The sequence below is a fragment of the Rhizobium sp. KNZ14-9A genome (assembly GCF_056755015.1).
The window spans coordinates 1536985-1562295 of sequence record NZ_JBPGXB010000004.1; the positions used below are offsets into that span (position 1 = coordinate 1536985).

The 25311-nt window shown below is 60.3% G+C and carries 23 protein-coding genes; 7 read left to right on the top strand and 16 right to left on the bottom strand.

From position 1 onward, the window contains the following. Positions 1–17 precede the first annotated feature (17 nt). Together ACR9ZQ_RS37440 and ACR9ZQ_RS37445 are read right to left on the bottom strand one after the other, a co-directional pair. Complete coding sequence (locus tag ACR9ZQ_RS37440; RefSeq protein ID WP_477921355.1) at positions 18–1046, bottom strand: ABC transporter permease; 1029 nt, start codon at positions 1044–1046, stop codon at positions 18–20. Between the two features lie 15 nt (positions 1047–1061). Continuing rightward, the gene (locus tag ACR9ZQ_RS37445; protein WP_481430356.1) at positions 1062–2657 is read right to left on the bottom strand and encodes an ABC transporter substrate-binding protein; all 1596 of its coding nucleotides are present in this window, start codon (positions 2655–2657) and stop codon (positions 1062–1064) included. Positions 2658–2778: 121 nt separating this feature from the next. Here ACR9ZQ_RS37445 and ACR9ZQ_RS37450 point away from each other — a divergent pair, with 121 nt between their 5' ends. The 3 genes from ACR9ZQ_RS37450 to kdgD all read left to right on the top strand — a co-directional run bounded on the left by ACR9ZQ_RS37450 (position 2779) and on the right by kdgD (position 5504). Continuing rightward, positions 2779–3489 (top strand): FadR/GntR family transcriptional regulator, encoded by a 711-nt coding sequence (locus ACR9ZQ_RS37450; RefSeq protein WP_310382720.1) that lies wholly within the window; start codon positions 2779–2781, stop codon positions 3487–3489. A 66-nt stretch (positions 3490–3555) separates the two neighbouring features. Beyond that, on the top strand, positions 3556–4536 hold the full coding sequence (locus ACR9ZQ_RS37455; RefSeq protein ID WP_310382351.1) for a mannonate dehydratase: 981 nt from the start codon (positions 3556–3558) through the stop codon (positions 4534–4536). A gap of 44 nt (positions 4537–4580) precedes the next feature. Further along, entirely contained in the window at positions 4581–5504 is a 924-nt protein-coding gene (gene kdgD / locus ACR9ZQ_RS37460; RefSeq protein ID WP_310382350.1) for a 5-dehydro-4-deoxyglucarate dehydratase, read from the top strand. A gap of 24 nt (positions 5505–5528) precedes the next feature. Here the strand turns inward: kdgD and ACR9ZQ_RS37465 are convergent, their stop codons facing one another. From ACR9ZQ_RS37465 to ACR9ZQ_RS37495, 7 genes are read right to left on the bottom strand one after another with little or no spacing between them, the layout of a single operon-like run. Continuing rightward, on the bottom strand, positions 5529–6221 hold the full coding sequence (locus ACR9ZQ_RS37465; protein ID WP_481430357.1) for a hypothetical protein: 693 nt from the start codon (positions 6219–6221) through the stop codon (positions 5529–5531). 10 nt (positions 6222–6231) lie between these two features. After that, complete coding sequence (locus tag ACR9ZQ_RS37470) at positions 6232–7284, bottom strand: ABC transporter ATP-binding protein (RefSeq protein WP_481430358.1); 1053 nt, start codon at positions 7282–7284, stop codon at positions 6232–6234. Positions 7285–7301: 17 nt separating this feature from the next. Then, the gene (locus ACR9ZQ_RS37475) at positions 7302–8144 is read right to left on the bottom strand and encodes a carbohydrate ABC transporter permease (protein ID WP_113324584.1); all 843 of its coding nucleotides are present in this window, start codon (positions 8142–8144) and stop codon (positions 7302–7304) included. Continuing rightward, positions 8134–9066 carry a carbohydrate ABC transporter permease gene (locus ACR9ZQ_RS37480; protein WP_310382347.1) on the bottom strand — a complete coding sequence of 311 codons (933 nt, stop codon included), beginning with the start codon at positions 9064–9066 and terminating at the stop codon, positions 8134–8136. The genes ACR9ZQ_RS37475 and ACR9ZQ_RS37480 overlap by 11 nt, the downstream gene beginning before the upstream one ends. An 11-nt stretch (positions 9067–9077) precedes the next feature. After that, positions 9078–10349: an ABC transporter substrate-binding protein gene (locus tag ACR9ZQ_RS37485; protein WP_481430359.1), complete on the bottom strand. Its 1272-nt coding sequence runs from the start codon at positions 10347–10349 to the stop codon at positions 9078–9080. A 40-nt stretch (positions 10350–10389) separates the two neighbouring features. Further along, on the bottom strand, positions 10390–11991 hold the full coding sequence (locus ACR9ZQ_RS37490) for an FAD-dependent oxidoreductase (protein ID WP_481430990.1): 1602 nt from the start codon (positions 11989–11991) through the stop codon (positions 10390–10392). 28 nt (positions 11992–12019) lie between these two features. Beyond that, a complete protein-coding gene (locus ACR9ZQ_RS37495; RefSeq protein WP_481430360.1) occupies positions 12020–13051 on the bottom strand; it encodes a LacI family DNA-binding transcriptional regulator in 1032 nt (343 codons plus the stop codon). Between the two features lie 106 nt (positions 13052–13157). Here ACR9ZQ_RS37495 and ACR9ZQ_RS37500 point away from each other — a divergent pair, with 106 nt between their 5' ends. After that, positions 13158–13832, top strand: a complete 675-nt coding sequence (locus ACR9ZQ_RS37500; RefSeq protein WP_481430361.1) for an SGNH/GDSL hydrolase family protein — start codon at positions 13158–13160, stop codon at positions 13830–13832. Between the two features lie 216 nt (positions 13833–14048). Here the strand turns inward: ACR9ZQ_RS37500 and derI are convergent, their stop codons facing one another. The 7 genes from derI to ACR9ZQ_RS37535 all read right to left on the bottom strand — a co-directional run bounded on the left by derI (position 14049) and on the right by ACR9ZQ_RS37535 (position 21221). Then, a complete protein-coding gene (derI, locus tag ACR9ZQ_RS37505; RefSeq protein WP_481430362.1) occupies positions 14049–14504 on the bottom strand; it encodes a D-erythrulose-4-phosphate isomerase in 456 nt (151 codons plus the stop codon). Next, positions 14501–15286 carry a triose-phosphate isomerase gene (locus ACR9ZQ_RS37510; protein WP_481430363.1) on the bottom strand — a complete coding sequence of 262 codons (786 nt, stop codon included), beginning with the start codon at positions 15284–15286 and terminating at the stop codon, positions 14501–14503. Before ACR9ZQ_RS37510 ends, derI begins: the two co-directional genes overlap by 4 nt. Further along, on the bottom strand, positions 15283–16059 hold the full coding sequence (locus tag ACR9ZQ_RS37515; protein ID WP_310382341.1) for a DeoR/GlpR family DNA-binding transcription regulator: 777 nt from the start codon (positions 16057–16059) through the stop codon (positions 15283–15285). The genes ACR9ZQ_RS37510 and ACR9ZQ_RS37515 overlap by 4 nt, the downstream gene beginning before the upstream one ends. A 96-nt stretch (positions 16060–16155) precedes the next feature. Beyond that, entirely contained in the window at positions 16156–17091 is a 936-nt protein-coding gene (locus ACR9ZQ_RS37520) for a sugar-binding transcriptional regulator (protein ID WP_310382340.1), read from the bottom strand. A 68-nt stretch (positions 17092–17159) separates the two neighbouring features. Beyond that, positions 17160–18092 (bottom strand): sugar phosphate isomerase/epimerase family protein, encoded by a 933-nt coding sequence (locus tag ACR9ZQ_RS37525; protein ID WP_310382339.1) that lies wholly within the window; start codon positions 18090–18092, stop codon positions 17160–17162. 10 nt (positions 18093–18102) lie between these two features. After that, positions 18103–19614: a glycerol-3-phosphate dehydrogenase gene (locus ACR9ZQ_RS37530; RefSeq protein ID WP_481430364.1), complete on the bottom strand. Its 1512-nt coding sequence runs from the start codon at positions 19612–19614 to the stop codon at positions 18103–18105. Positions 19615–19649: 35 nt separating this feature from the next. Next, a complete protein-coding gene (locus ACR9ZQ_RS37535) occupies positions 19650–21221 on the bottom strand; it encodes an FGGY family carbohydrate kinase (RefSeq protein WP_481430365.1) in 1572 nt (523 codons plus the stop codon). 806 nt (positions 21222–22027) lie between these two features. On the opposite strand from ACR9ZQ_RS37535, the gene ACR9ZQ_RS37540 reads away from it, so the two are divergent. The 3 genes from ACR9ZQ_RS37540 to ACR9ZQ_RS37550 are packed head-to-tail and all read left to right on the top strand — an operon-like array spanning position 22028 to position 25301. Further along, positions 22028–22684 (top strand): DUF2291 family protein, encoded by a 657-nt coding sequence (locus tag ACR9ZQ_RS37540; protein WP_481430366.1) that lies wholly within the window; start codon positions 22028–22030, stop codon positions 22682–22684. Next, positions 22681–24225 carry a sugar ABC transporter ATP-binding protein gene (locus ACR9ZQ_RS37545; RefSeq protein WP_481430367.1) on the top strand — a complete coding sequence of 515 codons (1545 nt, stop codon included), beginning with the start codon at positions 22681–22683 and terminating at the stop codon, positions 24223–24225. Before ACR9ZQ_RS37540 ends, ACR9ZQ_RS37545 begins: the two co-directional genes overlap by 4 nt. Positions 24226–24248: 23 nt before the next feature. Continuing rightward, positions 24249–25301 (top strand): ABC transporter permease, encoded by a 1053-nt coding sequence (locus ACR9ZQ_RS37550; protein ID WP_439017495.1) that lies wholly within the window; start codon positions 24249–24251, stop codon positions 25299–25301. The last annotated feature ends 10 nt before the right edge of the window (positions 25302–25311 follow it).

Here is a 25311-nt window from a genome sequence, read left to right on the forward strand (position 1 = left end):
CGTTTGGATTGCATCGCTCATTGCGCAGCCTCCCGAGTCCGCGGATCGAATATCGCATAGGCGATGTCCGCCAGGAAATTGAGGAACATGAAGATGAAGCCGATGATGATGGTGGCGGCAACGACGGCGTTCATGTCGCCGATCATCAGTGCGTTCGTCATGTATTGACCGATACCCGGCCAGGAAAAGACGATCTCCGTCACGACAGCGCCTTCCAGGAGGCCACCGTAGGAAATAGCCAGGATAGTGATCAACTGGACGGCGATATTCGGCAGGACGTGACCGATGACGGTGCGTGCCGGGCCGACACCCTTTGCACGCGCGGCAATCACGTAATCCTGGCTCAATTGCTCAAGCGTGAAACTGCGGGTCATGCGGGTGATATAGGCCATGGCGGCATAGGCCAGGATGACAGCCGGCAGGATGATGTGACCAGCCGCGTTCCAGAAGATCTCCGTTTCTCCCTGCAGCAGACTGTCGACGAGCAGCAGCCCCGTCTGCGGCGTCACCATGCCCTCGTAGAAGACATCGACACGGCCGGGGCCTCCAACCCAGTTCAGTCCGGCGTAGAAGATGACCAGGCCGACGATCCCGAACCAGAAGACCGGGATCGAATGACCAACAAGCGCCACGATCCGGGCGATCTTGTCGATAAAAGTGTCTCGAAAGAGCGCCGCCGTCAGCCCAAGCGGAACGCCGACGAAGGTCGAGATCAGGATCGCCAGGGTGGCGAGTTCGAAGGTCGCGGGAAATGCCTGGGCAAGGTCCGAAGAGACCGGATTGCCTGTCAGCACCGCCGTTCCGAAATCGCCATGCGCCAGGCCATTCAGGTAGATCAGGAACTGCTGGTAGATCGGCAGGTCCAGACCAAGCTTCTGGCGCATGGCGGCATAGGCGGCTGGATCTGCCAGCTCGCCGACGATCGCTCCGACCGGATCAGCGGGAAGAATACGGCCGATCACGAAAGTGACGCACAGCAGGATGAACAGGCTGACGGCGAGGTGTGCCACCCGGAGCGCCAGTTCCTTGACGGAGAGTTCCTTCATGATCGGCGACCTTGCTTAATCGGTCTCGACTTTCGTGACGCCCTCAAGGCGCGTCGTCTGGTTCGGATGACCGACATAGCCATGGACGTCACCATTCAGCACGATGGGCTCGAAGCGCTCGAACATCGGCAGGACGGCCGGTTTCTGATCCACGAACATCTTCTGCATCTCGACGTAGAGTTCGCCGCGTTTCTTCGGGTCTGCCTCGAGCGAGGCTTTTGCCGTCAGAGCCGTCAGTTCGGGAATGTCCCATGCCGAGCGCCAGACGAAGTTACCTGCATTGTTTGCCTCGAGAGAATTGTCGGGATTGGAGGCGAACTGCTCCATTGCCCCGAGCACATTCGGCATGTAGGCGCCTGTCTGCGGAATGAGGAGATCGAAATTCCGGGCACGGTGGGCTGCGATGATGTCGGATCCGTTGCCCTGCTGGATGTCGACCTTGATGCCGATCTGACCGAGCGAAGCCTGGATTGCAGTGGCAAGATCGATGCGGGGCGTCTGTGCGATGGTCTTCAGACTGAGTGTAAAGCCATCTTTGAAACCGGCTTCTGCAAGAAGCGCCTTGGCCTTGGCAACATCGAGGTGCCAGTCGGGGCTCGGGATTGCATATTCGAAGTTCTCCGGAACAGGCACGGTACGCGCACGCCCGTAAGGACCCATGATGGTCTTCTCGATCCCCTTGTAGTCGATACCGTAGGCGATCGCTTCGCGCACCTTCGGGTTGGACAGGTATTTGTTACCGGCATTCATCGACAGCACGTAGAAGCCGCCTGTGGGCACACGCTGGATCTCGAAGCCCTTCTTGTTGTCGAAGGTGGCGAGATCCGACGCGGTCATTGCGCTTGCTATGTCGATATCGCCGCGCTCCAGCATCAGGCGCTCCACCTGGCTTTCGGGAACATGGCGGACGATGACGCGGCGCATCTTCGGAGCACCCCCAACATAATTCTTGTTGGCGTCGAGAATGACAAGTTCATTGGGCGCCCAGCGGTTCAACGTAAACGGTCCGGAGCCGGCCGAATGGGTTCTCAGCCAAGCGTTGCCATAGTCGTCGTTGGCGACATGCTTCTGGATTTCAACGCTGTCGACGACGCTCGCAATGACCATGGCCAGACGGTAAAGCAGAAGCTCCGATGTCACCTGGCCCGAAAGATCGATGCGCACCGTCTTGTCGTCGACGGCTTTGACCAGTTGATCGACATTGTCCTTCGTATAGCCGACGCGCTTGAGGTTGGCGGCTGCGGCCTGATCGAGCTTCAGCAAACGGCCGAGCGAAAAGACGACGTCCTTGGACGTCACCGGATTTCCGGAGGCGAAGGTCGCATCGCGCAGTTTGAACGTGATCCCCTTGTCATCGACCTGCCAGCTTTCAGCAAGCTGCGGCACGATCTTGCCGTCAGGCGTCGAGGCAACCAAGCGGTCGTAGAGATTCGACATGATTTCGTTGGCCTTGGCCTCCGTCGCCTGCTGCGGGTCCAGCGAAAGAACCTGGGCAAGCGAGGTGCCGATGACCAGCTGATCGGCAGGCGTGGCCGCCCGAAGTGCCGGCGCCGCCAAGGTCAGCGCGCAGAATGCGACGCCAACAAACAGGCTTCTAGAAAATTGCTTCATTGCAACTCCTCCCTGAGTTACTATACAATACATAATATGTCGTCCGTATGTCGTATTATGATTTTTCAAAGAAGTTTGCAAGCGCCATGCGGACGAGGACGAGAAAATGGGGAACAACGAAATGGTGGCGGGCACGCGTGGCAGACAGCGTTTGGCGCAGCAGGTCATCGACCAGCTGCGCATGCAGATCGAAACTGGAAAGCTTCGCGAGGGAGATCAGCTTCCAACCGAACCGCAGCTTGAGGCGGCCTTCGGCGTCAGCCGTACGGTCGTGCGGGAGGCGATCGCCGACCTGCGCGCGGCCGGATTCGTCCGTCCCATTCAAGGCAAGGGTGTCTTCGTCTCCGATCCCAAGGCACATGGCAGGCTGATCCTGACGCCGGTCGAAGTCAAGAGCATTCCGGAAACGCTGGAATTGCTGGAGTTTCGCATGGCTGTCGAAGGAGAAGCTGCCGCTATTGCGGCCTATCGCCGAACAGCCGAACAGGAGGCGGCAATTCGGCTTGCCAACCGGAAAATGGCCCAACTCATCGAGAGCGGTGAGCCCACAGTCGAGGCCGATTATGAATTCCATACCGCCATAGCCAATGCTTCTAACAACAGATTCTACATCGATGCCCTGCGTCATTTCGGAGCGCGCGCGATCCCGCGCGGCCAATTCCCGACCTTGCCGGAGGCCAATGACCGCGCCTATCTCGAAAAAGTCCATGCAGAGCATGGTGAGATCCTGGCGGCTATCGCCGAGCAGGATCCCGACCGCGCGAGACAGGCCATGCGCGCGCATATGATGGCGAGCCAGCGACGATACCGGATGCTTGCAGAGCAGCAATGAGGCTCGACAATCGCAGAAATTCATATTATGTCATATGACATGATTTGAATGATCGGGAGGTTAATCGTGTATTTGGGAACCCAGGTCGCTGCGCGGGACGACGATGATTTTCGCGTTTTTGCTCAGCTAGGCGTAAAGCATATTTCCGCTGACCCGCCCGGTGCGCCGTCGAGCTGGACGCTGGAGGACCTCGAGCGTCATCGTGATCATGTAGAGAGCTTCGGCCTCGTTCTGGACATGATCCAGCTTCCCCTCCCCTCCAAGCCGATCGAAAACGCGTCCTATCCCGATATCCTGCTCGGAGGCCCGGAACGCGACCGGCAGATCGATGCCGTCTGCCGGATGATCGAGAATTGCGCAAAGGCCGGGATCCCCGCCACGAAATACAATCTCAATCTCATCGGCATTCCCAGGACGGAGCGCGAAAAAGGCCGCGGCGGTTCTCTGAACGAAGCCTTTCGCTGGGAAAGGGCCGATCAGCAGGCCGCGCCCGGTCTTGCCGGCGTCCTCTCAGAAGATGAGAACTGGGAGCGCATCGACTACTTCCTCGAGCGCGTGGTTCCCGTTGCGGAAAGCAACAGGGTGCGCCTTGCCTGCCATCCGCACGATCCCTATACGCCACCGGGCTATCGCGGCGTCACCAGGGTCCTTGGCACTGTGGATGGACTGAAGAAATTCGTGCAGATGCACGAAAGCCCCTATCATGGCCTGAATTTCTGCCAGGGCTCGATCGGCGAGATGCTCGACAATCCGCGCGAGGAGATTGACGACATCATCCGCTGGTTCGGCACGCGCGGAAAGATCTTCAATCTGCACTTCCGCAACATCAGTGGCGGCAAACTCTCCTTCATGGAAACGTTTCCCGATGAAGGCGACATGGACATGGTGCGGTCGCTGAAGGTCTACCGCGAGGTCGGCTACAAATATATGGTCATGCCGGACCATGTGCCGCGCATCAGCGGCCGCGACGCGACGGGCGTCGCCTTCAGTTTCTGCTACGGTTACATAGCCGCGGTGCTCGAGGCGATGGAAGCCGGTCATATGTGAGCGAGGCGCTCACCTTCAATCAGCAATTATTCAAGGAATTCAACATGGATCCCAACGCCATCAAGAAAGCCGTGGGCGACGGCCTCCTCTCCTTCCCGGTGACGCATTTCGACAGCGAGAACAAGTTCAATGAAGGCGCCTACCGCGACCATGTGAACTGGCTGGCCGGTTTTGATGCAAGCGCACTTTTTGCCGCTGGCGGCACGGGCGAATTCTTCTCCCTCAATCCGGCCGAAATCCCCGCCGTCATTCGCGCCGCCAAGGCTGCCGCAGGCAAAACGCCGATCATCTCCGGCACTGGCTATGGCACGTCACTTGCCATCGATATTGCGCGCGATGCCGAAAAGGCCGGTGCCGATGGTCTGCTCCTTCTTCCGCCCTATCTGATGTTTGCCGAGCAGGCCGGGCTTGTCGCCCATGTGAAGGCTGTCTGCCAGTCGGTCGGGATCGGCGTGATCGTCTATAACCGGGACAACGCGATCCTGTCGGCCGACAGCATCGCTCAGCTTTGCGATGAGTGCCCCAATCTCGTCGGCTTCAAGGACGGTGTCGGCGACGTCGATCGGGTCATCGAGATCACCACTAAGATTGGCGACCGGCTTGTCTATGTCGGCGGCATGCCGACCCACGAAGTCTACGCTCAGGCCTATTTCGCCGCCGGCGTTACCACATACTCCTCGGCCGTCTTCAACTTTGTGCCGGCTCTTTCGCAACGGTTCTACAAGGCGCTCAGGGCAGGCGACCAGAAGACCGTCGACCAGATCTTGAAGGATTTCTTCTTCCCCTTCGTTGCGCTACGCAATCGCAAGAAGGGCTATGCAGTCTCCATCATCAAGGCCGGGCTGAAAGTCATCGGCCGCGATCCGGGCGCCGTGCGCGCTCCGCTCACGGATCTGACAGCCGAGGAGCTTTCCGTGCTGCAGTCGATTGTCGAGGCCAACGGCCAGGCGAAGCTGGCCGCGGAGTAAGACCGCGGCCATCGGCGCTGAGATTCATCGTCGCGTTGCGGCGACGATCGGCTTGACCGCCGCTCTCATGCTCTCCGGCGTCGTGCCGGTCACGATAACGCCAAGCAGAGGGGCCGCGATACCCGCGTCCCTCAGCTTCGGCATATCAGCCGGCACAAACTTCTTCTGGCTTGGCGCGATGACCGGAATACCCGCCTTGCTCGCGATGGTCCGGTAGCGATCAAGATCGGTCCCGTCGAGCGGCTTTCCATAGCCTGCAAAGGAAGCGACCGAGGCTTCCATCATCGCACCGGGAATGTCGAGAATCTTCGTCAAGTCCTCGTCGGTACTCGCCTCGCCAAGCGCAGGAATGGGACGTAGCTTCGATTGCAGCAGATGCGGCTGCATGTCGCTGACATAGATGTTGAATCCCTCGAAACCTAGTTCGGCGAGCGCGTCCATCTCTTGCGGGCTCGGAACCCTTTCCTGCCCGGCCATGACAAGAAGCGGCACGCCGAGCGTTGCAAGATCCTCGAAAAACGGTCGCTCTTCGGCAAAGCTGCCGAAGGTGGTGCCTGTGGCGCGATGATAGGCGTTGAGATGGACCTTGATCGCAAAGGCACCCGCGTCGATAGCAGCCCTGGCGAGGTCGAGATCGTGACGCGCGAGCGAGACGATGATCGGGAATTCGCCCTCGCGCAGCGCTTTTGTTAGCCTGGTTTCCGGATAGGAAGGCATGGGAACGGCCTCAGTTCAGACGCTGGCCACCATCGGCGGCGAAGAGGTGGATATTGGAAAGCTCCGGCCGGACGCGGATCCTCACGCCAGGAGACATCGATATGCGCTCACGAAAGACGCCGGTAACCTGCGTCTCCCCGAGCTTCATCGTCACCTGGGTTTCCGAACCCATCGGCTCGACCAGGACAATCTCGGCCGGCACGCCAGCGTCGTCGAGCGAGAAATGTTCGGGCCGGATGCCGTAAACAGCCTCGCGGTCACTCAATTCAGGTGCAGTCTGTGGCAGTGGCAAGACAATGCCGGGTGCTGCGAAGCCCTTGTCGGTGATTGTGCCGTTCAGGAAATTCATGGATGGCGATCCGATGAAACCGGCCACGAACTGGTTGGCCGGGCGGTCGTAGAGGTCAAGCGGCGCGCCAATCTGTTCCACTCTGCCAGCGTTCAGCACGACGATCTTGTCGGCCATGGTCATGGCTTCCACCTGGTCATGGGTGACATAGATGGTCGTGGTCTTGAGCCTCTGGTGCAGGCTCTTAATTTCGCCACGCATGACAACGCGCAGTTTGGCGTCGAGGTTCGATAAAGGTTCGTCGAACAGAAAAACTTGCGGATTGCGAACGATCGCTCGGCCCATGGCGACGCGTTGGCGCTGACCGCCGGAGAGCTGGCGCGGATACCGATCGAGAAGCTGAGACAGGCCGAGAATATCGGCCGCCCATTTCACCCGCTTCGCGATCTCCGACTTGCTGGTGCCGCGATGCTCCAGTGAGAAGCCCATATTGGTCGCGACCGTCATATGCGGATAGAGCGCGTAGTTCTGGAAGACCATGGCGATGTCGCGGTCCTTTGGGTCGAGATCGTTGACGACCCGTCCGCCGATCCTGATATCGCCGCCGGTAATCGTCTCGAGCCCGGCGATCATCCTGAGCAAAGTGGACTTGCCGCAGCCGGATGGCCCGACGAGCACGACGAATTCGCCGTCGCGGATGCCGAGATCGGCGCCATGAATGATGTCGAGCGCACCATAACTCTTGCGGACACGGGAAAGGGTAACGTCAGCCATGAGGAAAATCCGGTTCTTCAGCCCTTGAGGCCGGTATGCGCGAGCCCTTCGACGAATTGCTTCTGCGCGATGATGAAGACGACGAGAACGGGCAATGCTGTGAGTGTTGCCGCGGCAAGCTGGATATTCCACATCGGCCCGCCATAGGCGTCGGTATATTGGGTGAGAGCCTGGGGCAAAGTGAACTTCTCCGCGCTCGACAGGAACACGATCGGTTCGAGATAGAGATTCCAGGAATGCAGGAAGGTGAAGATCGCAACGGACGCCAGTGCCGGCCTGGCAAGTGGCAGCGCGATCTTGCGGAAGATTTTGAAACGTCCGAGGCCATCGACGCGCGCTGCCTCTTCCAACTCGACCGGCAACGTCACGAAAAACTGCCGCATGACGAAGGTGGCGAAAACACTCGGCGCACCGAAGATCGGCACGAGGATCAGCGGCCAATGGGTGTTGACCATGCCCGCCTTCAAAAACATCTGGAAGAGCGGCACGATCGTGACTTCCGACGGGATCAAAAGGCCGAGCAGCACGACCATGAAGATCGTGTTGGCGAAGGGAAACCTGATGCGTGCGAAAGCGTAGCCGGCCATCGACGAAACGATCATCGTGCCGATCGTCACCAGGGCGGCGATATAGGCAGAGTTCCAGTATTGCTTGACGAAAGGCTGCAGCTCGAAGACCTTGCCATAGGTCGTCCAGTCATAGCTCTGCGGGAAAAGTTGCGGTGGAAAGGCGAAGATATCGCTGATCGGCTTCACCGAAGACGTGACCATCCACCAGGTCGGGAAGACGAAGGGGATGAGCAGCACGCACATCAGCCCGTAGAGAATAACCCTCATCCGCGGTGAGATCTCAGCTTTCATAGAATACGATCCTCTTGCGCAATTGCCACTGGGCGAATGTCAGAATGGCCACGATCAGGAAGAGCAGGATCGAAAGCGTCGAACCGTAGCCGAAGAAATGGAACTGGAAGGCTTGCTGGTAGAGGTAATAGACGAGCACCGTCGTCGAGAGACCCGGACCACCCTGCGTCAGCACAGCGATCTGCGCGAAGACCTGCAGAGATCCGACGATGGTGATAATCGAAGTCAGAAGGATAGTCGGGCTGATCAGCGGCAGGGTAATGCGGCGAAACTGCTTGAAGCGCGGGGCGCCATCGATGCGGGCCGCCTCATAGAGCTCGTTCGGCACGCCCTGAAGGGCTGCAAGAAACAGGATCATATTGAGGCCGACATTCTTGAACACCTGCACGACGATGACCGAGATCATCGCGGTGGTTTCGCCCCGCAGCCAATTCGGACCCTCGATGCCAAACAGCAGCAGCATGCCGTTGATGCCGCCGTTCTTCTGCAACAGAAACCCCCAGACGATCGTCCAGGCCACCAGCGACACGACAACAGGCGAAAAGAACAACGTCCGGAAGATTGTGATGCCCGCGAGTTTCTGGTTCAACAGCACCGCCAGCAGCAAGGCCAGCGACAGGTTGAGAACCACAAGCCCGGCGGAGAAGATGGCGGTCGAACCGAGCACCTGCAGCAGGTTCGGATCCTCAATCAGCATCTGATAGTTCTGCGCACCCGTATAGGTGAAGGTATTGGCAAGCACGTTCCATTCGTGCAGCGAATACCAGAAGACCAGACCGAGCGGGATCAGCACGAAGACGATGATGCCGATCAATTGCGGGGCAATGAACAGAAAGCCGGCAAGGCTGTCGCGCCGCGCAACCGTCCAGAACGGCGACGAGGAGCGGCCTTCCGGTATTGCGTTATCCTGCGTGACAGCCATCTCTTATCTCCTCAGCGCTTGAGCAGCGGGCCGATCTGGCCGCAGATCGTCTGGAGCGTGCCGGCGATATCCGCATCCGGACGCCAGACGGCATCGAGGCCGGAGCGAACTGTCTGCTGGATCTGGGCAAAGCCGGTATGGCCGGGAATGACCTTGCCGGTCGCGATGCCCGCGATGACGACCTTGTCGATCTGTTCCTTGCTGAGCAGCGGATTGGTCTTCTTCAGCACCTCGGCGTTAAGTAGCGACTTGCGGGCCGAGGGGAAGAACTGGCTGAGCTTGGCCGAGTTTTCCGCGTTCGTCATATAGGCGATGAATTCAGCGGCTGTCTTGGCGTTCTTGCCCGACTGCATGACGCCGATGCCGGCCTGGCCGATCAGCGCGTAATCTCCTGCCGGTCCCTTCGGCAGCGGCACGAGATCCCAGGAGAAGGGCTTATCCTTCGGCAGCAGCGAGGCGCGGCTGATCTGAGTGATGGTCATCGCCGCATTGCCGGCGAAGAAATCGACATTTTCACCGGGACCGGGGATCGCCTTCTTCTTGAAGATCGCGTCATGGACGAAGGTGAGCGCATCGATCATCGGCTTCTCGGTCATTGTGCAGGTCTTGCCATCGGCGCTCCAGGGGGCCGCACCAAAGCCGTTCCAGATCGAAGCAAGGTTCTGCCAGATCTGGTAGTTGAAATCGCGCACGATCAGGCCACCCTTACCCTTCTCGCCAACGGCCGAAGCGGTAGCAATGGCATTGTCCCAGGTCCATTCGCCAGCCGCGATCAACTCGGCAGGTGTCTTTGCCCCTGCCGCCTTGATCAGGTCGTTGTTGACGAACACCGCAAAGGGTGAAGTGGAGAAAGGATAGGCATAGAGCGTGCCGTCCTTTTGCCAGCGCTCCGTGGCAGTCGCGCTCACCTCGTCGAGATTGTAGCCTGGCGTCGCCTTCAGCGTATCGGTGAGCGGATAGAGCGCGCCGGAATTGACGAAATCATAGGCAGCTGTCTCGAAGATCCAGGCCATATCAGGCGCATTGCCGCCGGCAATCTGGGTGGTCAGCGCCGTCGTATAGGTGTCGAATGGCAGCGACTCGAAGATCACGGTGACGTTGGGGTGGTCCTTCTTGAAGCCGGCAGCGATCTCATTGAACAGCTTCAGATGCGCTTCTGCCGCACTCCAGATGGTCATGCGCAGCTTGATCGCGTCCTCAGCCTTGGCGATGCCGCTCCAGGCGAGCGGCACGGCAACGGCAAGCGCCGCAATTGCCGTTTTCAGTGTCCTGTTCTTGTTCATTCCCGTTCCTCCTCCAAAGATGGGTTGCTGAGATGGCTGCTTAGTAGGCCCCGATGACCGGCCAGCGGATTTCGATGCCCTCCCGGACGAGTTCCTGCTGGAAGTCGTGGAGATGTGCGTCGTTTTCCTGGACCTGGTGAGGCTTCAGCCCCTTGTCGAGGCAGTGGGCCGCAAGTATGCCGGCCGCTTCGCCGATATTCCATTCGACCGGGTGCAGGCGGTAGCAGCCATTGGTGATATGGGTGGTGCCGATATTCTTGCCGGCGGCAATGAGGTTCGTCATGCGCTGCGGCAGCAGCGCGCCGAGCGGAATCTCGAAGGGGCAGGACGGCACGTCGATATAGTTGTCGCCACCGGTCGAGGGATGAAGGTCGATGCGGTACATGCCGATGCCGATGCTGTCGCGATAGCTCATCGCGCCCTTGTCGCCGCGCACCGCATAGGAGAGATCCTGCTCGGTAATGCGGGTGACTGGCTTGATGCGGCGGCCTTCACGGATATAGGGCGCCATGGCGAGGCCGTGCTCGGTGCCGGTGATGTCGCCGCGAAGCCTCAAGCCCCGGTAACCCTGGCCGCCATCGATGCGTGGCGCCTCGGTCTGCAGCCAGTAAAAGACCGAATAGGAAAGATCGGCGGCCGCCTTCAGATGTCGGGCCTTGTCCTCCTCGGACACGTCGATAATCGTTCCGTCCATGTAGTCGATCATCGGCCAGTTTACGAAGCAAATGTCCGACTGGTAGAAGCCGGGCTCAAAATTGCGCCGTGCCGCAATGCGGCGGAAGAGCCAGAGATTCTCGTCACCGCCACCCTTGCGCTGATCGGCATCGACGAGCAGCGGGTTGTCGTCGACATTGGGCGTGAAGCTGCGCGTGGTGGATTCCAGCGTGCGCGGGTGGGGCGCGGTGAAGCCGAGCAGTGGGCCGCCCCAGAAATGCGGCTGGTATTTGCGCCAGTAGTCGTAATTGTCAGGCTTGTCGATCGTCTGGTCGCCATCGACGCAATCGACCGCAAAGCAGATCGAGACTGCCTGAACATTGTCGGGCTGCGCTTCGGACGGCGCGCTCGGTTCGCCGGTATCGGATTGCGCCTCGAAGCCTTTGACATACTCCGTGCCGGTCATCGGCAGCAGGTCGCCGAGCTCGGTAGCGTCAAGGATATAGTCGGCCGAGATGAAGACCTCACGGTTCGTGTCGCGATGGCGGACGGTGACGGAGCGTACGGTGTCGCCGTCGACATCAGCAGCGACGGGACGATAGGGCTGGAGCACCCTAAGGCGGCCGGCGCCCCGATAGGGCATCAGCATCGCTTCCATGACCGCCAGGCTGACGCGCGGCTCGGCGCAGATGCGGCTCACCCAGCCGCCGCCGGGATTGAGATCACCCCAGGCGCGGGCGCCCTCGGTCAGCGGATAGTTGTCGCGATAATATTGCCGCACGCCGTTGCGCAGCCTGCGATAGGAGCGTGTGATGCCGAACTGTTCGACCCAGCTATGTTCGTCGGATGGCACACCCTGGCTGGTCGACTGGCCGCCGATCCATTCGAATTCCTCGGTCATGATGACGCTCTTGCCTGCCCGGCAGGCACCGAGCGCCGCCGCCACGCCGCCGAGGCCACCGCCCACCACCAGAATATCCGCTCGCATCTCTTTTGCCGCCATGTCTGTCACGTTCTCAGGTCCGTTTCTTTGCTGGTCCAAGGGTTTGGCCCTCGACGGGTTCGCAGGTCAGAAGAATTTGTTCGACGGGCGCGGCATCCTCGATGCGGCGCACGAGCATTGCGGTCGCCTGCCGCCCCATCTCCTCGCGAGGAATGTTGAAGGAGGTGAACTGCACATGGCTGCGCTCGGCCCGTACGTGGCTTCCGAGCACCACGGCCGAAAAGTCGTTCGGAATGGACAGGCCGCGCTCGCGCGCCGCCGCTTCGACACGCACCGCGTCGGCCAGTTCGACGAAGAAGACCGCGGTCGCGCCGCTTCTGACAATCGCATCGAGCGTATCGGCAGCGCCTCGGCCGACCTCGTCCACATGCAAGACCAGTTCGGCGCCCCCCGTGATTGCGTCTGAAAATCCGCGCCAGCGATCAACGATGGATTCAGCCGATCCGCTTGGACCGATGAAGGCCAGCCGATCATGACCGAGTGCGCGCGCCTTTTCGACCAGCGCCCGCGTGCCATTCGCGTAATCACCGCCGACGTAAGGAACGGGTCCCCCAGCGTCCTCCCGTCGGCCGATCGCCACGAAGGGATAGTCGCCGGTAACCAGCCGCTTGAGCTCGGCCCGATCGAATTCGCGGCCAAGGACGAGGCAGCCATCGGCGATCCGCAGCCGGTTGCCGTCGGCAAAAATCTTCCGCTCCCGGCCGACGCCGGCGCCGGTCAGAAGCAAGAGGTCATAATTCTGCGCCTGCGCTTCTTCTTCGATGCCGAGCAGGAAGGGCGCAAAGAAGTCTGCCTGCTCGCTTGGAAAAGCCGGCTCGTAGGTGAAGACGCCGAGAATGCGGTTGAGGCCCTTGGCCATCCGCCGGGCGATCGGATCGGCCACATATCCCGTCGTGCGGATGACCTGCTGGACGCGCTCGCGGGTTTCCTGGGGAATACGCGCCAAAGCCGTCGGCGCACCGTTCAGCACGAGCGAGACGGTCGCCTGGCTGACGCCGGCCAGTTTGGCAATATCGTGCTGAGTCAAGCGCTTAGTGCCTGCCACGTCGCATCCTCCGGATCTCCTCTTGACTGCTAATGCGTATTAGCAGCTAATACGTATAAACGGGATTTTCCGAGTTGCTGTCAAGCGCGAAAATGTGTGACGATCGATGACATTTGCAGAGCATCTGAAATCGCTGGGGATTTCCGGAATCCGCGTCTTCGGCGACAGCATCACCGCCGGGTTCAACGCCAGCCAGCCGCATCTGGCCTGGCCGGCGCTCTTCGCAGCTGAGCTCGACGCCTTACCGCTTTACAATCACGCAATCCCGGGGACGGTGCTGCAGGCCTCACTGCTTGCCGATGGCAAAGCGCGAGCAGACAACGGCGTCAGCCGATTTGCCGGGGCGCTGCTCGATGCCCCGCATCGCGACGCGATCCTCATCCTCTACGGCTATAACGACGCCCGCTATACGGCCGCGCCGGACAGCATGAACGCGAAGAGCTTCCGTCGTGATTATGCGAATATGCTGGAGAAACTGATCGAGGCAGGCCATGCGGAAAGGCTTGCGATCGGCAGCCCGCCCCATATTCCCGATCGAGGTTTTTCGGTAGGAAGCGCTGGCTTCACCGGGCAGACACGCCAGGGCTTTGAAGTCTATGTCCAAACCGTGCGAGAACTGGCGCAAAATTTTCGCATCTTCTACGCGCCTGTCTATGAACGAATGAAAGCATATGGCGATGGCGCACTGGCCTCGCCTGATTTCACACACCCCAACGATGCCGGTCATCGCGTCATCTGCGAGGCATTTAGAGATGCCGTCGTTCATGAGAAACCGGTCTAGGCCTCTCAATAGATCGGGGCGACTTTGGGTCGGGCGCGACACCGCGGAGACCGGCGAGAAGATTTCGTCCGCAGGGGAGATTCTAACGGCGAAACGGACTTGATAGACCCGGCCCTACCACGACCGCAGCCATCGCCTGAAGCTGAGGTTGATCGTGATGACGACGCTGATGCGCTCGCAGCGGCCGGCGGATAGCCGGCCGCTTGCGTGACGCTCTCAACGCGCGCTGTATTTTGCGTCGAGCTCATCGATCGCGGAGACATTGCCGGCCGAACGGCCGTTCTGGTCGAATGTCTGAGCGAGAAATGCGTCGGCGATCGACTTTGCGAGCTCAGGTCCAATGACGCGCGCGCCCATCGTGATGATCTGCGCGTTGTTGGAAAGAGCAGCACGCTCGGCCGAATAGGTGTCGTGCGTCAGGGCAGCACGGATGCCAGGCACTTTATTGGCCGAGATGCAGACGCCGATGCCGGTGCCGCAAACCAGGATTGCCTTGTCATAGGTGCCATCGATCACGCCCGAGGCAACGCGATCCGAAAGGTTGGCGTAGAACGGGTCGAGCCCGTCGTTGATGCGTGACACTTCATAAACGTCGAACCGATCCTTGAGGTGTTCGGCGAGCACCTTGGCGAGACCTTCGCCGGCGCTGTCTCCAGCAATTGCAAGCTTCATTGTCTTTCTCCTTGGAGTTTGGCGGCGCATTTCGAAAGGATGTCGAGATAGCCCTCGACGTTCCAGGCGGAACGGCCGATGAAGAGCCCGTCGATATGCGGGCTCGAAATTAGTTCTTCGCAGTTCTGCGGATTGACCGACCCGCCGTAGAGGCAGGGGATTTTCCGCCCGAGCGCTGCTTCGGCGACCGCGATGATCTCGGCCTGGCGCGCATCGGCATAATCGGCCGTTGCCGGAATGCCTTTTTCGCCGATCGCCCATACAGGCTCATAGGCAAGGAGGATTTCCGCCGATTTCTGCTCGTCGGAAAGCTTCGAAAGCGCCCCGTGCACCTGGACTGCAAGGATTTCCGCGGCTTTTCCGCTCTCCCGGTCGGCAAGGGTTTCGCCGATGCAAATGAGCGGGATCAGGCCATGGCGAACAGCCGCCTCCGTCTTCAGCCCGACAGTCTCGTCCGTTTCGCCGAAAAACTCACGGCGCTCGGAATGCCCAAGCTCGACGATATCGAGATCGCAATCCTTCAGCATCAAGGGGGAGATCTCCCCCGTCCAGGCGCCCTGATCCGCCCAATGCATGTTCTGCGCACCGACCTTGACTGAGGTCTTTGCAAGCATGCACTTGACCTCCCGCACGGCTGTAAATGGCGGGATCACGAAGCGCTGGATGACAGGGTCGCGCGCAGCGTCAGCCGCCGCGAGGCCGCGGGCGAAATGCTCGGCCTCCGCGAGCGTCTTGTTCATCTTCCAGCTGGTGCCAATCCAGAAGCGCGGTTTCTCCGTCATGCCTGATCCTGTGCTGGAGCGATGGTGAGCTTGATGCCCGCCCGATCGAATTCGTTGAGAACAGCGCCCGTCGGCGCGCTGTCGGTGATAATAGTGTCGAAATCAGCCAGGTCCGCCATGACATGCAACGCCGTGTGGCCGATGCGCTGGTGGTTGACCAGGAGGCAGCTTCTGGCCGAAGACGAGATCATCGCTCGCTTGGCGCGAACGACATTATCGTCCATGTGATAGGCGAGCCTGCCGCTGACCGCCGGCGTCGAAATGAAAGCGATATCTGCCCTCAGGCGTGACAGCGCTTCTTCTGTGACGACGCCGAGATAGGCGTTGAATTTCGCGGAATAGATGCCTCCGAGCGCAATCAGGGTTATGCCGTTTTCACCCTTCAACCGCTCCATGATCGCTGCGTTGTTGGTAATCACCGTCAGCGGCCGCTTACGCAGCAGCATCTCGCCGAGTACCGCGGCCATCGAGCCGTCATTGACCATGACCGTCATGCCAGGTTCGACCAGGGCCAGCGCTTCCTGCGCCATCGCAACCTTGGCTTCGCCGCCCTGACGTTCACGAATGCGAAAATCGCTCTCGAATTGCGTTCCGGCATCGATCGTCGCGCCACCGCGCACCTTACGCAGCACACCTGCCTGTTCGAGGTCGTCGAGATCGCGGTGAATGGTCATCTTGGAGACGGAAAACCGTTCGGCAAGATCGTCCACTTCGACGGTCTTGCCCTCAACGAGCAGATTGACGATCAGCTGCTGGCGCTCTTCCCGTTTCATACGTCTCAATCCCAGTTCAATAACAATATAACATCTAAAATGTTAATTTCAACACTATACAGTGTGATTATGCGCTAAGACATGTGGCAGAAATCATCAATCCAGGAGCGCACGCGCGGTCCGTTCATCAGTAATGAGCCCGTGAAGACGGCGGCTGCGCAGGATGGCCCGTATCGCGGCCACCTTGGCCTGTCCGCCCGCCAGGGCCACGAGGCGCTCCTTCGTCGTCGTCGGAAAGGACGCCGAAAGCGTGCGACCGGTCAGAGCCGTATCGAGGATCTGGCCATCCGCATTGAAAAAGTGGCCGAGGATTTCGCCGACGCCACCAGCGGCGGCGATGTCCTCGATCTCACCCGGCTCGACCAGGCCGGAGAGCACCAGCTGGGCCTCGGCGTCCACCGTCCCCAAGCCGACGAGCTTCAGGTCGGCGTCATTGGCGAGATCGAACACTTCCTTGACGCCGCGTTGCGCCCTGAGCACCTCCCGGTCCTCGGCAGTGTTGGCGAAGAACGGAACCGGCATGACATAGGCATGTGTGCCGGTCTTTTCCGCGATACGGTGCATGACGTCATAGGGATTGGCGCCGTAGTTTCGCGTGAGGCCGCCAAGCAGGGAAACGAAGCGCATATGCTTGGCATTCGTCCGCGGCATATATTGAACGGCAGCCGAAAGCGTGCGGCCGTGGCCAAGGCCAATGACTGCGTGTTCACCGTGTTCGATCTCGCGCTTCAGATAGCCAGCTCCTGCATGACCAAGCGCGCGCAGCGGCAGGCCCTCTTCGCCAAGATCGGGCGCGACCTCGCAATATTGCAATCCGAAGCGCTCGGCGAGCCGCGTCTCCAGTTCGACGCATTCGACGATATCGCCGTCGATCGTGACCTTGACGACGCCATCGGCGACGGCCCGCGCGATCAGTCGATGCGCCTTGACCGAGGGAATGCCGAGGCGCCGGGCAACGTCGGACTGCGTCAGTCCGCCGGCGTAATGAAGCCAGGCGGCCCGCACGGCAAGCGTATCATCGGCATCCGTCATCGCCGCACCTTCCCATTTCTTCGACGGCTATGCCGCCTGACAACAACCAGCCTTTGTAAATCGCCGGATCATATCTTCAAGTCTGCGGCGCCGGTGTCGATATGCGGCGCCCAGAAGGCGACGCTTTCGGCAATCTGCGCGATAACCTCGCGATCGTTCGGCTCACGTTCCTTGAAGGAAAGTTCGAGGCAGATCTCATTGTCATCGGCGCCGCCCGCCGCGAAAGCTTCCAACAGCGGCGCGGGTTGAATCCGCCCCTTGGCATTGAATTCCGCCGTGAACGGCCGGTGGCCGCCCTTGTCCATCAGGCTCTGCTTGATATGGATGATCGGCGACAGCTTCGGCACGGCGCGCGCCCAGGCATAGGGATCGTAGTCGTCGGGATTGGCGGAGGTGACGTCGCCGTGGTCGATATCCGCCATCATCCACATCGGCACCGCCATATCGGCGGCAGCCAGTCGTGCCTGCAACGCAAGGCAGGACTCGATCGTGTCGCCGAATTCGCGGCCGATGCTCATTGGCTCCCAGAAGACATAGGAAAGACCGGCGGCCCTGGCATGCTCTGCGACTTCGCACCAGCAGTCGATAGCGATATTGATCAATTCCTCGCGCCGGCTTGCATCGTCGAAGTCCTTGTAGGTGAAGATCGCAAATTGCGTGCCGACGGAATGCCCGCCGAGATCAGCGGTAATGTCGGCGAAGGTCTTGAACCAATCCACGTAATAGCGGCGGACTTCGGCATCCGGGTGCCCGAAATGGTTCAGCCGCCCATAAGGTCCAGTCATGCCCGAGGTAACGCGAACGCCGGTGCGCTCCAACGCTGCTTTCATCTGGCGGGTCAGACGGCGGATAACCGGGGCCTGCCAGCTCGGATTGATGAATTCATGTGTCAGCTGGAGGTCGCGGATCCGCAGATCCCGAGCGACCGTCTCGATCAGGTCGTCCGGATCGGCAAAACGGTTCACCAGCGGATTGGTATTCAGCGAAAGCGAAAGCGGCATCAACACCTCCTCAGGCGGCGGCAAGATGGGATGAAGCAAACCAGTCGGCAAAAGCTGCCCGCTCTGCCTCGCTCAGATGCAGGTAGTGCTTGGTGCGGCGATAGAGGATGTCCTCGGCCGTCTCCGCCCATTCGGTGGCAGCGAGATAACGGGCTTCCGCTTCGTAGAGCTGCCCGCCGAAATGGCGGCCGAGACCTTGCAGGTCCGTTGCCCCGGCAACCAGGTTCTTCGTGCGCGTGCCATAAAGACGGCCATAGTGATGGACGAGTTTTCGCGGCATCCAGGGATAGGTGTCACGCAGGCTGTTGGCGAAGGTCTCGTAATCGGCATTGGGCATCTCTCCACCCGGCAGCGGTGCCTTTTCCGTCCAGTCGCTGCCCATGTTCGGGAAAACGTGTTTGAGGCGCTGCATGCCACGTTCGGCAAGCTCTCTGAATGTGGTGATCTTGCCACCGAAGACATTGAGAAGCGGCGCCCCCCCGGTCTCGTCAAGATCGAACACGTAGTCGCGGGTCACCGCCGATGGATTGCCCTTGCCGTCGTCAAACAGCGGGCGCACGCCGGAAAAGCTGTGCAGCACATCCTGACGGCGCAGCTTCTCCTTGAAATAGCGGTTCACCGCCTTCAGCAGATAGTCGATTTCCGCCTCATCGGCCGCCACATCCTCAGCCCGGCCCTCATAGGCGATGTCCGTCGTCCCGATCAGCGCCTTGTCGCCCTCATAAGGGTTGATGAAGATGACGCGTTTGTCGTGGTTTTGAACCAGGTAAGCGTTGGAGCCGGCCCAGAACTTCGGCACGATGATGTGGCTGCCCTTGACGAGACGCACATTGCGGCTGGAATTGGAGCCGGCGACCCGGTTGATGATGTCGGTGACCCACGGGCCGGCGCAATTGACGAGACATTTGGCACGGAAGGTCCGCGTCTCGCCGCTCGTGCTGCTTTTCGTCGTGATCGTCCATTTGCCGTTTTCCCGGCGCGCCGACACCGCCGGCGAGCGGGTAAGCACCAGGGCGCCCTTCTCAGCCGCACTCACTGCATTCAAGGTGACGAGGCGGGCATCATCCACCCAGCAATCCGAATATTCGAAACCGCGGGTATATTGATCGAGTATCGGTGTTCCTTCGGGATCACGCAGCAGATTGAGCGTGCGGGTGCCAGGCAACTTCTTGCGACCTCCGAGATGATCGTAAAGGAAGAGGCCGAGCCGGACGAGCCAGGCGGGGCGATCCTCGGGACTGTGCGGCAGCACGAAACGCATCGGCCAGATGATATGCGGGGCCGCGTTGAGCAGCACCTCGCGTTCGATCAGCGCCTCCCGCACCAGGCGGAATTCGTAATACTCCAGATAGCGAAGGCCGCCATGCACGAGCTTGCCCGAGCGGGAGGAGGTGCCCTGAGCCAGGTCGTCCTTTTCGCATAAGGCGACTTTCAAGCCGCGCCCGGCGGCGTCGCGCGCAATTCCCGCGCCGTTGATACCGCCGCCGATGACGAAAAGATCCAGGATTTGGGGTTCGGTCATGTCATGCTCCCTCGGATGCCTTTTGCATCAGCGATTCATTTTGCGGGCGACATCGCCGCGGTTCGGGCCAGTGTCTCCCAGGCGGCGGGCATGGCCCTTCGGATATCGGCATAAGCGGAAAAAAGCAGATCGAAGCGGGCGGCTTCCTCACCGATCGGCTCCTCGGCCTCGCCGAGCAGCGGCGTGACCCAGTCGGCGATGCAGTCGTCCATTGTCTTGTAGGCGCCGATTGCCACAGCGGCCATCATCGCGGCGCCAGCCGCTCCGGTTTCTTCACGGCGAGACAGTCGGATCGGCGCCTTGAGGGAGGCGGCCAGGGAGCGGCGCAGCGCGCTCGAGCGCACGGCGCCGCCGGTGACGCGCAGCTCTTCCGGCATATCGCCCATGGCGGCGTAACAATCGCGTGTCGCCAGCGCCAGACCTTCGACAACCGCGCGAACGAGGTCTGGAAACCCGTGGCGAACCGAAAGACCAGAAAAGCCTGCCCGGGCCTGGGCATTGACGAAGGGGCCACGTTCACCAGCCTCGGAAATATAGGGATGATAGACGACCGATCCCGGCTGGCTTTCGAAAAACCAGCGGTCGATCCTGGCGACGAGCTCGGCGTGAGTAGCAGGCTTTCCGACCTCCGCCATCAGATAGGCGGCCATCTCCAGCAGCCAGTCGATATTGATCGTCGCACCCATATTGGTCTGCACCTGAGTAACGGTGCCCGGAATCGGCAGGGCAATAACATAGCCCGTCCCCTCAAGGTTGAGTTGAACGTCAGCGACTGATTTTGCACGCAGATGCACGCCGGTCGAACCGATCGTCGAACAGGCCGCGTTGCGCCCACCGCTGCGAACACCGGCGCCGAGCGCCGTCATCACCATGTCGACATAACCGAGGCTGACCGGCGTGCCGGCCAGCAGGCCGCAGGCCCGCGCCGCTTCCGCCGTCAGCGGATGGTTGATTTCTGTTCCATCGACAATATCGGGTAGAAGCGCGCGGCGATGCGTCAACCCGAGCGCGTCGATCGCAACGGGCGAATATCGCCGCGTCCTGAAATCGCCGAAGGTGAAGCTTGCCTCCGAAGGGTCGGTCGCTCGCACACCGGTAAAATTGAGGTAGAGCCAATCCTTGCAGTGCAGCGCCGTTTCCGCCCGGTCCAGAAGCTCCGGCGCCACCCGATCCATGTGAGCGAGTTGCGCGCCCTGCTGGCAGGTATTTAGTCCCGTGCCTGTCTGCTCGAAACGCGCCCTGTCTGCTTCCTGTCCGGCAAGTGACACCACGGTCGGCGCGGCACGCGCGTCGAGCCAGAGCCAGGCATCGGCGACAGGCTGATTTCCGGAGCCGACCAACCATGTTCCGTCCCCCTGCCCCGTCACTGCGATCGCCGCGGTGCGCGATGCAAGATCCTCGACCTTCCCGCCAAGGCCGCGAAGCGCACCGACGCAATCCTGCCATGTCTGTGCGAGCGATTGGGTGGCCGAACCATCGCCGCCGCTTGAATATTTGTTGCGAACGGATGCAGCGGCGATCTGGCGGCCGAAAAGGTCGAAGGCGACCGCCTTGATGACCGATGTTCCCGCATCGATACCGATGATGACCTGGTGGCTGACGTCCATCGCGGATTATCCGGCAATCACGTCGAGCGTTGCGAGGGGCAAAACGCGCGTCGATTTCATGTCTCATATCCTCCCGGTCGGCACAGCCCAGCAAAGGGCGCAGGCGACCACACTTCGAGTTCACGGGCAAGTCAGCTGGCGCGCAGATCGCGCTCCGAGATCTGGAGACCCGATCCTTTTCAAAACCTCCCATAAGCCTCATCAAAAAGATAACACAAAGATATCATTGTTCCAGTAAGATTTTTCTCGTAATGAAATTTTTTTCAGATAAAATGTAGCTCGTGGACGCGATGGGTGCTGATGACAGCCTCAGCCTTTTGCGGCGATGGCCGTGCGTCGAGTAGACGTACTCGTTGTTGTTTTACCTTTTTAAATCAATCATATGTATTCGTGCATCGCGGTGAGCAAGCGCCTTTCAGGTCGGGGCGCACGCTCAAGATCAGACGCCTTCTCGTCGCACTATGTACACTTCGAGCGTGATGTTGTTAGCGCCAATTCACAAAACGCCTGTTGACAGACGAATGATTTGATAACATGATTTTTGGCATAAACACCATTTACCTATCACGCAGGCATCGCTGCTGAGAGGAATTGCGGCCCAGGCGGTTGGAGGAGACAAGCGCCGGTCCGACATGGAGGAGGTTCGGATGCGCATTTTTCCCGCTCATCATCACGCCGCTTGGCTCGGCAGGTTTCCGCACCTCGATGCGGTTTTCGAAGCGCCCCGTCTTCGATGAAGCAGCCGCGAGGCTTTCGCCAGGTTCATCCTCCCGACGTAATCCGACCAGCCGCAAAGGTCGCCAGTAATGAATACTCAGTCCGCTCACGCAGCATCAGCGCCAGGCAAAGGCAACTTGAAGATCATCGTCAGTGCCATTGCGACAATCGTGGTCATCGGCGCAATCGCGCTCGACACCAAGGTCGTCAAGATCGGCTCGGAGAGCGATGTGCGGCAGCAGGCCTTTTCTCCGGAAACCTTCGGCGCCGAGCAGTTTCCGAAGATCCAGGCGGATGTCGAAAAGAGGGCCGTGGCTGCGTCAGAGCTGGCGACGGCGATCGTGGCGGACAAGAAGGCTGCCGGCGAGAAATACGGCGTTGCCACGAGCACCGGTCCGGTCATCCCGGTGACGCTGAACGGCACCTTCGGGGCGCGCAAATCCAATACCAACGAAATGAAGATCGACGGCTTACCTCCCGAGACGGTGGTCCGTGTCCAGACCGGTCCTGCGGTCAATGGCACGGACCTCCGCGATGCCACAGGCACGATCGAATTCGGTCAGTTCACCAATCAGATTCAGTATCAGGATGCTGGCTCGGCCATCAATAACGAGATGAAGAAAGCCGTATTCGCCGGCCTTGATCCGGAACAGCTGGATGGCAAGAGGGCAACCGTCGTCGGCGTCTTCAAACTCATCAACCCGAAAAACTGGCTCGTAACTCCGGTCAAGGTCGACGTCAAATGAGCGAGCCGATCTCCACATCCGAAGTCCTTGGCGAGGTCGTCCTGGCTGCCCGCAATATTGCCAAATCCTATGGCAGCGTGCATGCCCTCAAGGGCGTCAATTTCGATATCCATCGCGGCCAGATCACCACGTTGTTCGGTGAGAATGGGGCGGGCAAATCAACGCTGATGAAGATCCTTTCGGGCGTCGTCCAGCCGACGTCGGGCGAAATCATTCTCGACGGCGCACCGATCAGCTTCAGCTCTTCGACCCATGCACGCGAATGCGGCATCTCGATCATTCACCAGGAGCTCAGCCTCGCGCCCAATCTCAGCGTGCGCGACAACATCTTCATGGGCCGCGAGATCATCAAGGGAGGCGTGGTCGATTTCGCGGAAGAAGAGCGCCAGACGCGCATTTTGATGGAAGAACTGGAAGAGGAGATCGATCCGCTGACCAAGGTGGAGGATCTGCGTCTCGGCCAGCAACAGATTGTCGAAATTGCCCGAGCGCTATCCGTCAATTCGCGTATCCTGATCATGGATGAGCCGACCTCGGCGCTCAGCGCGGCTGAAGTCGAAGTGCTTTTCAAAGTCATCCACGATCTGACCAATCGCGGCGTGTCGATCGTCTACATCTCACATCACCTTGAGGAAGCGCTGCAGATCACTAACCACGCCGTCGTCTTGCGTGATGGCACCATGACGGCCTATGCGCAACGCAAGGACATCGATCTCGAATGGATCGTCCGCAACATGGTGGGCGACAATTTCGATCTCGGCAATCCGCCCGAAGGCTATGACTTCGGCAAGGCTGCGCTGTCGATCGACAATCTGACGGTTCCAGGCCTCTCCGGATCGGCCTTCAATTCCGTCGACCGTCTCTCGCTGGACGTGCGCGCCGGGGAGGTCGTCTGCATCTACGGCCTGATGGGCGCCGGCCGCACCGAGCTTCTGGAATGCGTGGCCGGACGGTTGCGCGCAAGCAGCGGCACCATTCGGCTTGAGGGCCGGGATGTCGGACATTTAAGCATCGCCGGACGCATCGCAAGCGGCCTCGTGCTGGTGCCCGAGGATCGCCAGCGCGACGGCCTCGTCCAGACGATGACGGTCGGCTCCAACCTGTCGCTCGCCAGTATCGGCGCCTTTACCAAGGGGCTGTTCACATCCGGCCGTCGAGAGCGCGAGCTTGTCGATGCCTCCATTCGCAAAGTCCGCGTCAAGACCGATGGAGGAGAGGCCGCCATCGGCTCGCTGTCGGGCGGCAACCAGCAGAAGGTTGTCATCGGCAAGATGCTGGCGACCGACCCGAAGGTCATTCTTCTTGACGAGCCGAGCCGCGGCATCGACATCGGCGCCAAGGCGGAAGTCTTCAAGCTGCTGGCCGAACGTGCCCGGCAGGGTCTCGCCGTCGTCTACTCGACTTCCGAGGTCAACGAATGCCTGAGCATCGCGCACCGCATCATCGTCATGCATCGCGGCCGGATCTCGGCTGAATTCGGTGCTGACGTCACCAAGGAAAAGATCATGGCCGCCTCAGGCGAAGCTGTGGTCGCGCACTAGCCCGGAATTATGGAGCACTGATTATGTCAGTCACGAACATCACCGAAAAGAAGTCAGTGTCGCATGGGCAGAAGCGCAACACCAACCTCGTGCGCCTTATCCTGGAAGGCCGCGCCTTCTTCGCGCTGATCGTCATCATCGCCGTCTTCTCGTTCCTGTCACCCTATTACTTCAGCCTGAGTAACTTCCTGACCATGGCCTCGCATGTTGCCATCTTCGGCATCCTGGCGATCGGCATGCTGCTGGTGATCCTGAATGGTGGCATCGATCTTTCGGTCGGCTCGACGCTCGGGCTTGCCGGCTGCATTGCAGGCTTCCTCATGCAGGGTGTGACGCTGAGTTCGTTTGGCGTCATTCTTTATCCGCCGGTCTGGGCCGTGGTAGTCATTACCTGCGCCCTCGGCGCTGTCGTCGGCGCGGTCAATGGCGTGCTGGTCGCCTACTTGAAGGTTCCGGCATTCGTCGCCTCGCTTGGCGTACTCTACGTCGCCCGTGGTATCGCGCTGCTGATGACCAATGGCCTCACCTACAACAATCTCGGAGGCCGTCCGGAGCTTGGCAATACCGGCTTCGACTGGCTCGGCTTCAACCGTCTCGCGGGCATTCCGATCGGCGTCATCGTGCTCGCCGTCCTCGCGATCATCTGCGGCATCGTCCTCAGCCGCACGGCCTTTGGTCGCTGGCTCTATGCCTCTGGCGGCAACGAGCGTGCGGCCGATCTCTCGGGCGTGCCGGTCAAGCGCGTCAAGATCATCGTCTATGTTCTCTCGGGTGTCTGCGCGGCAATTGCCGGCCTGGTCCTGTCGTCGCAGCTGACCTCCGCCGGCCCGACTGCCGGTACGACCTACGAATTGACGGCGATCGCGGCGGTCGTCATCGGCGGCGCGGCGCTGACGGGCGGTCGTGGCACGGTACGCGGCACGATGCTCGGCGCCTTTGTGATCGGATTCCTGTCGGACGGCCTCGTCATCATCGGCGTCTCGGCCTACTGGCAGACAGTCTTCACCGGCGCGGTCATCGTCCTCGCTGTCCTCATGAACAGCATCCAATACGGGCGCCGGGCAAAATCGTCCTGACGTCCGCAAC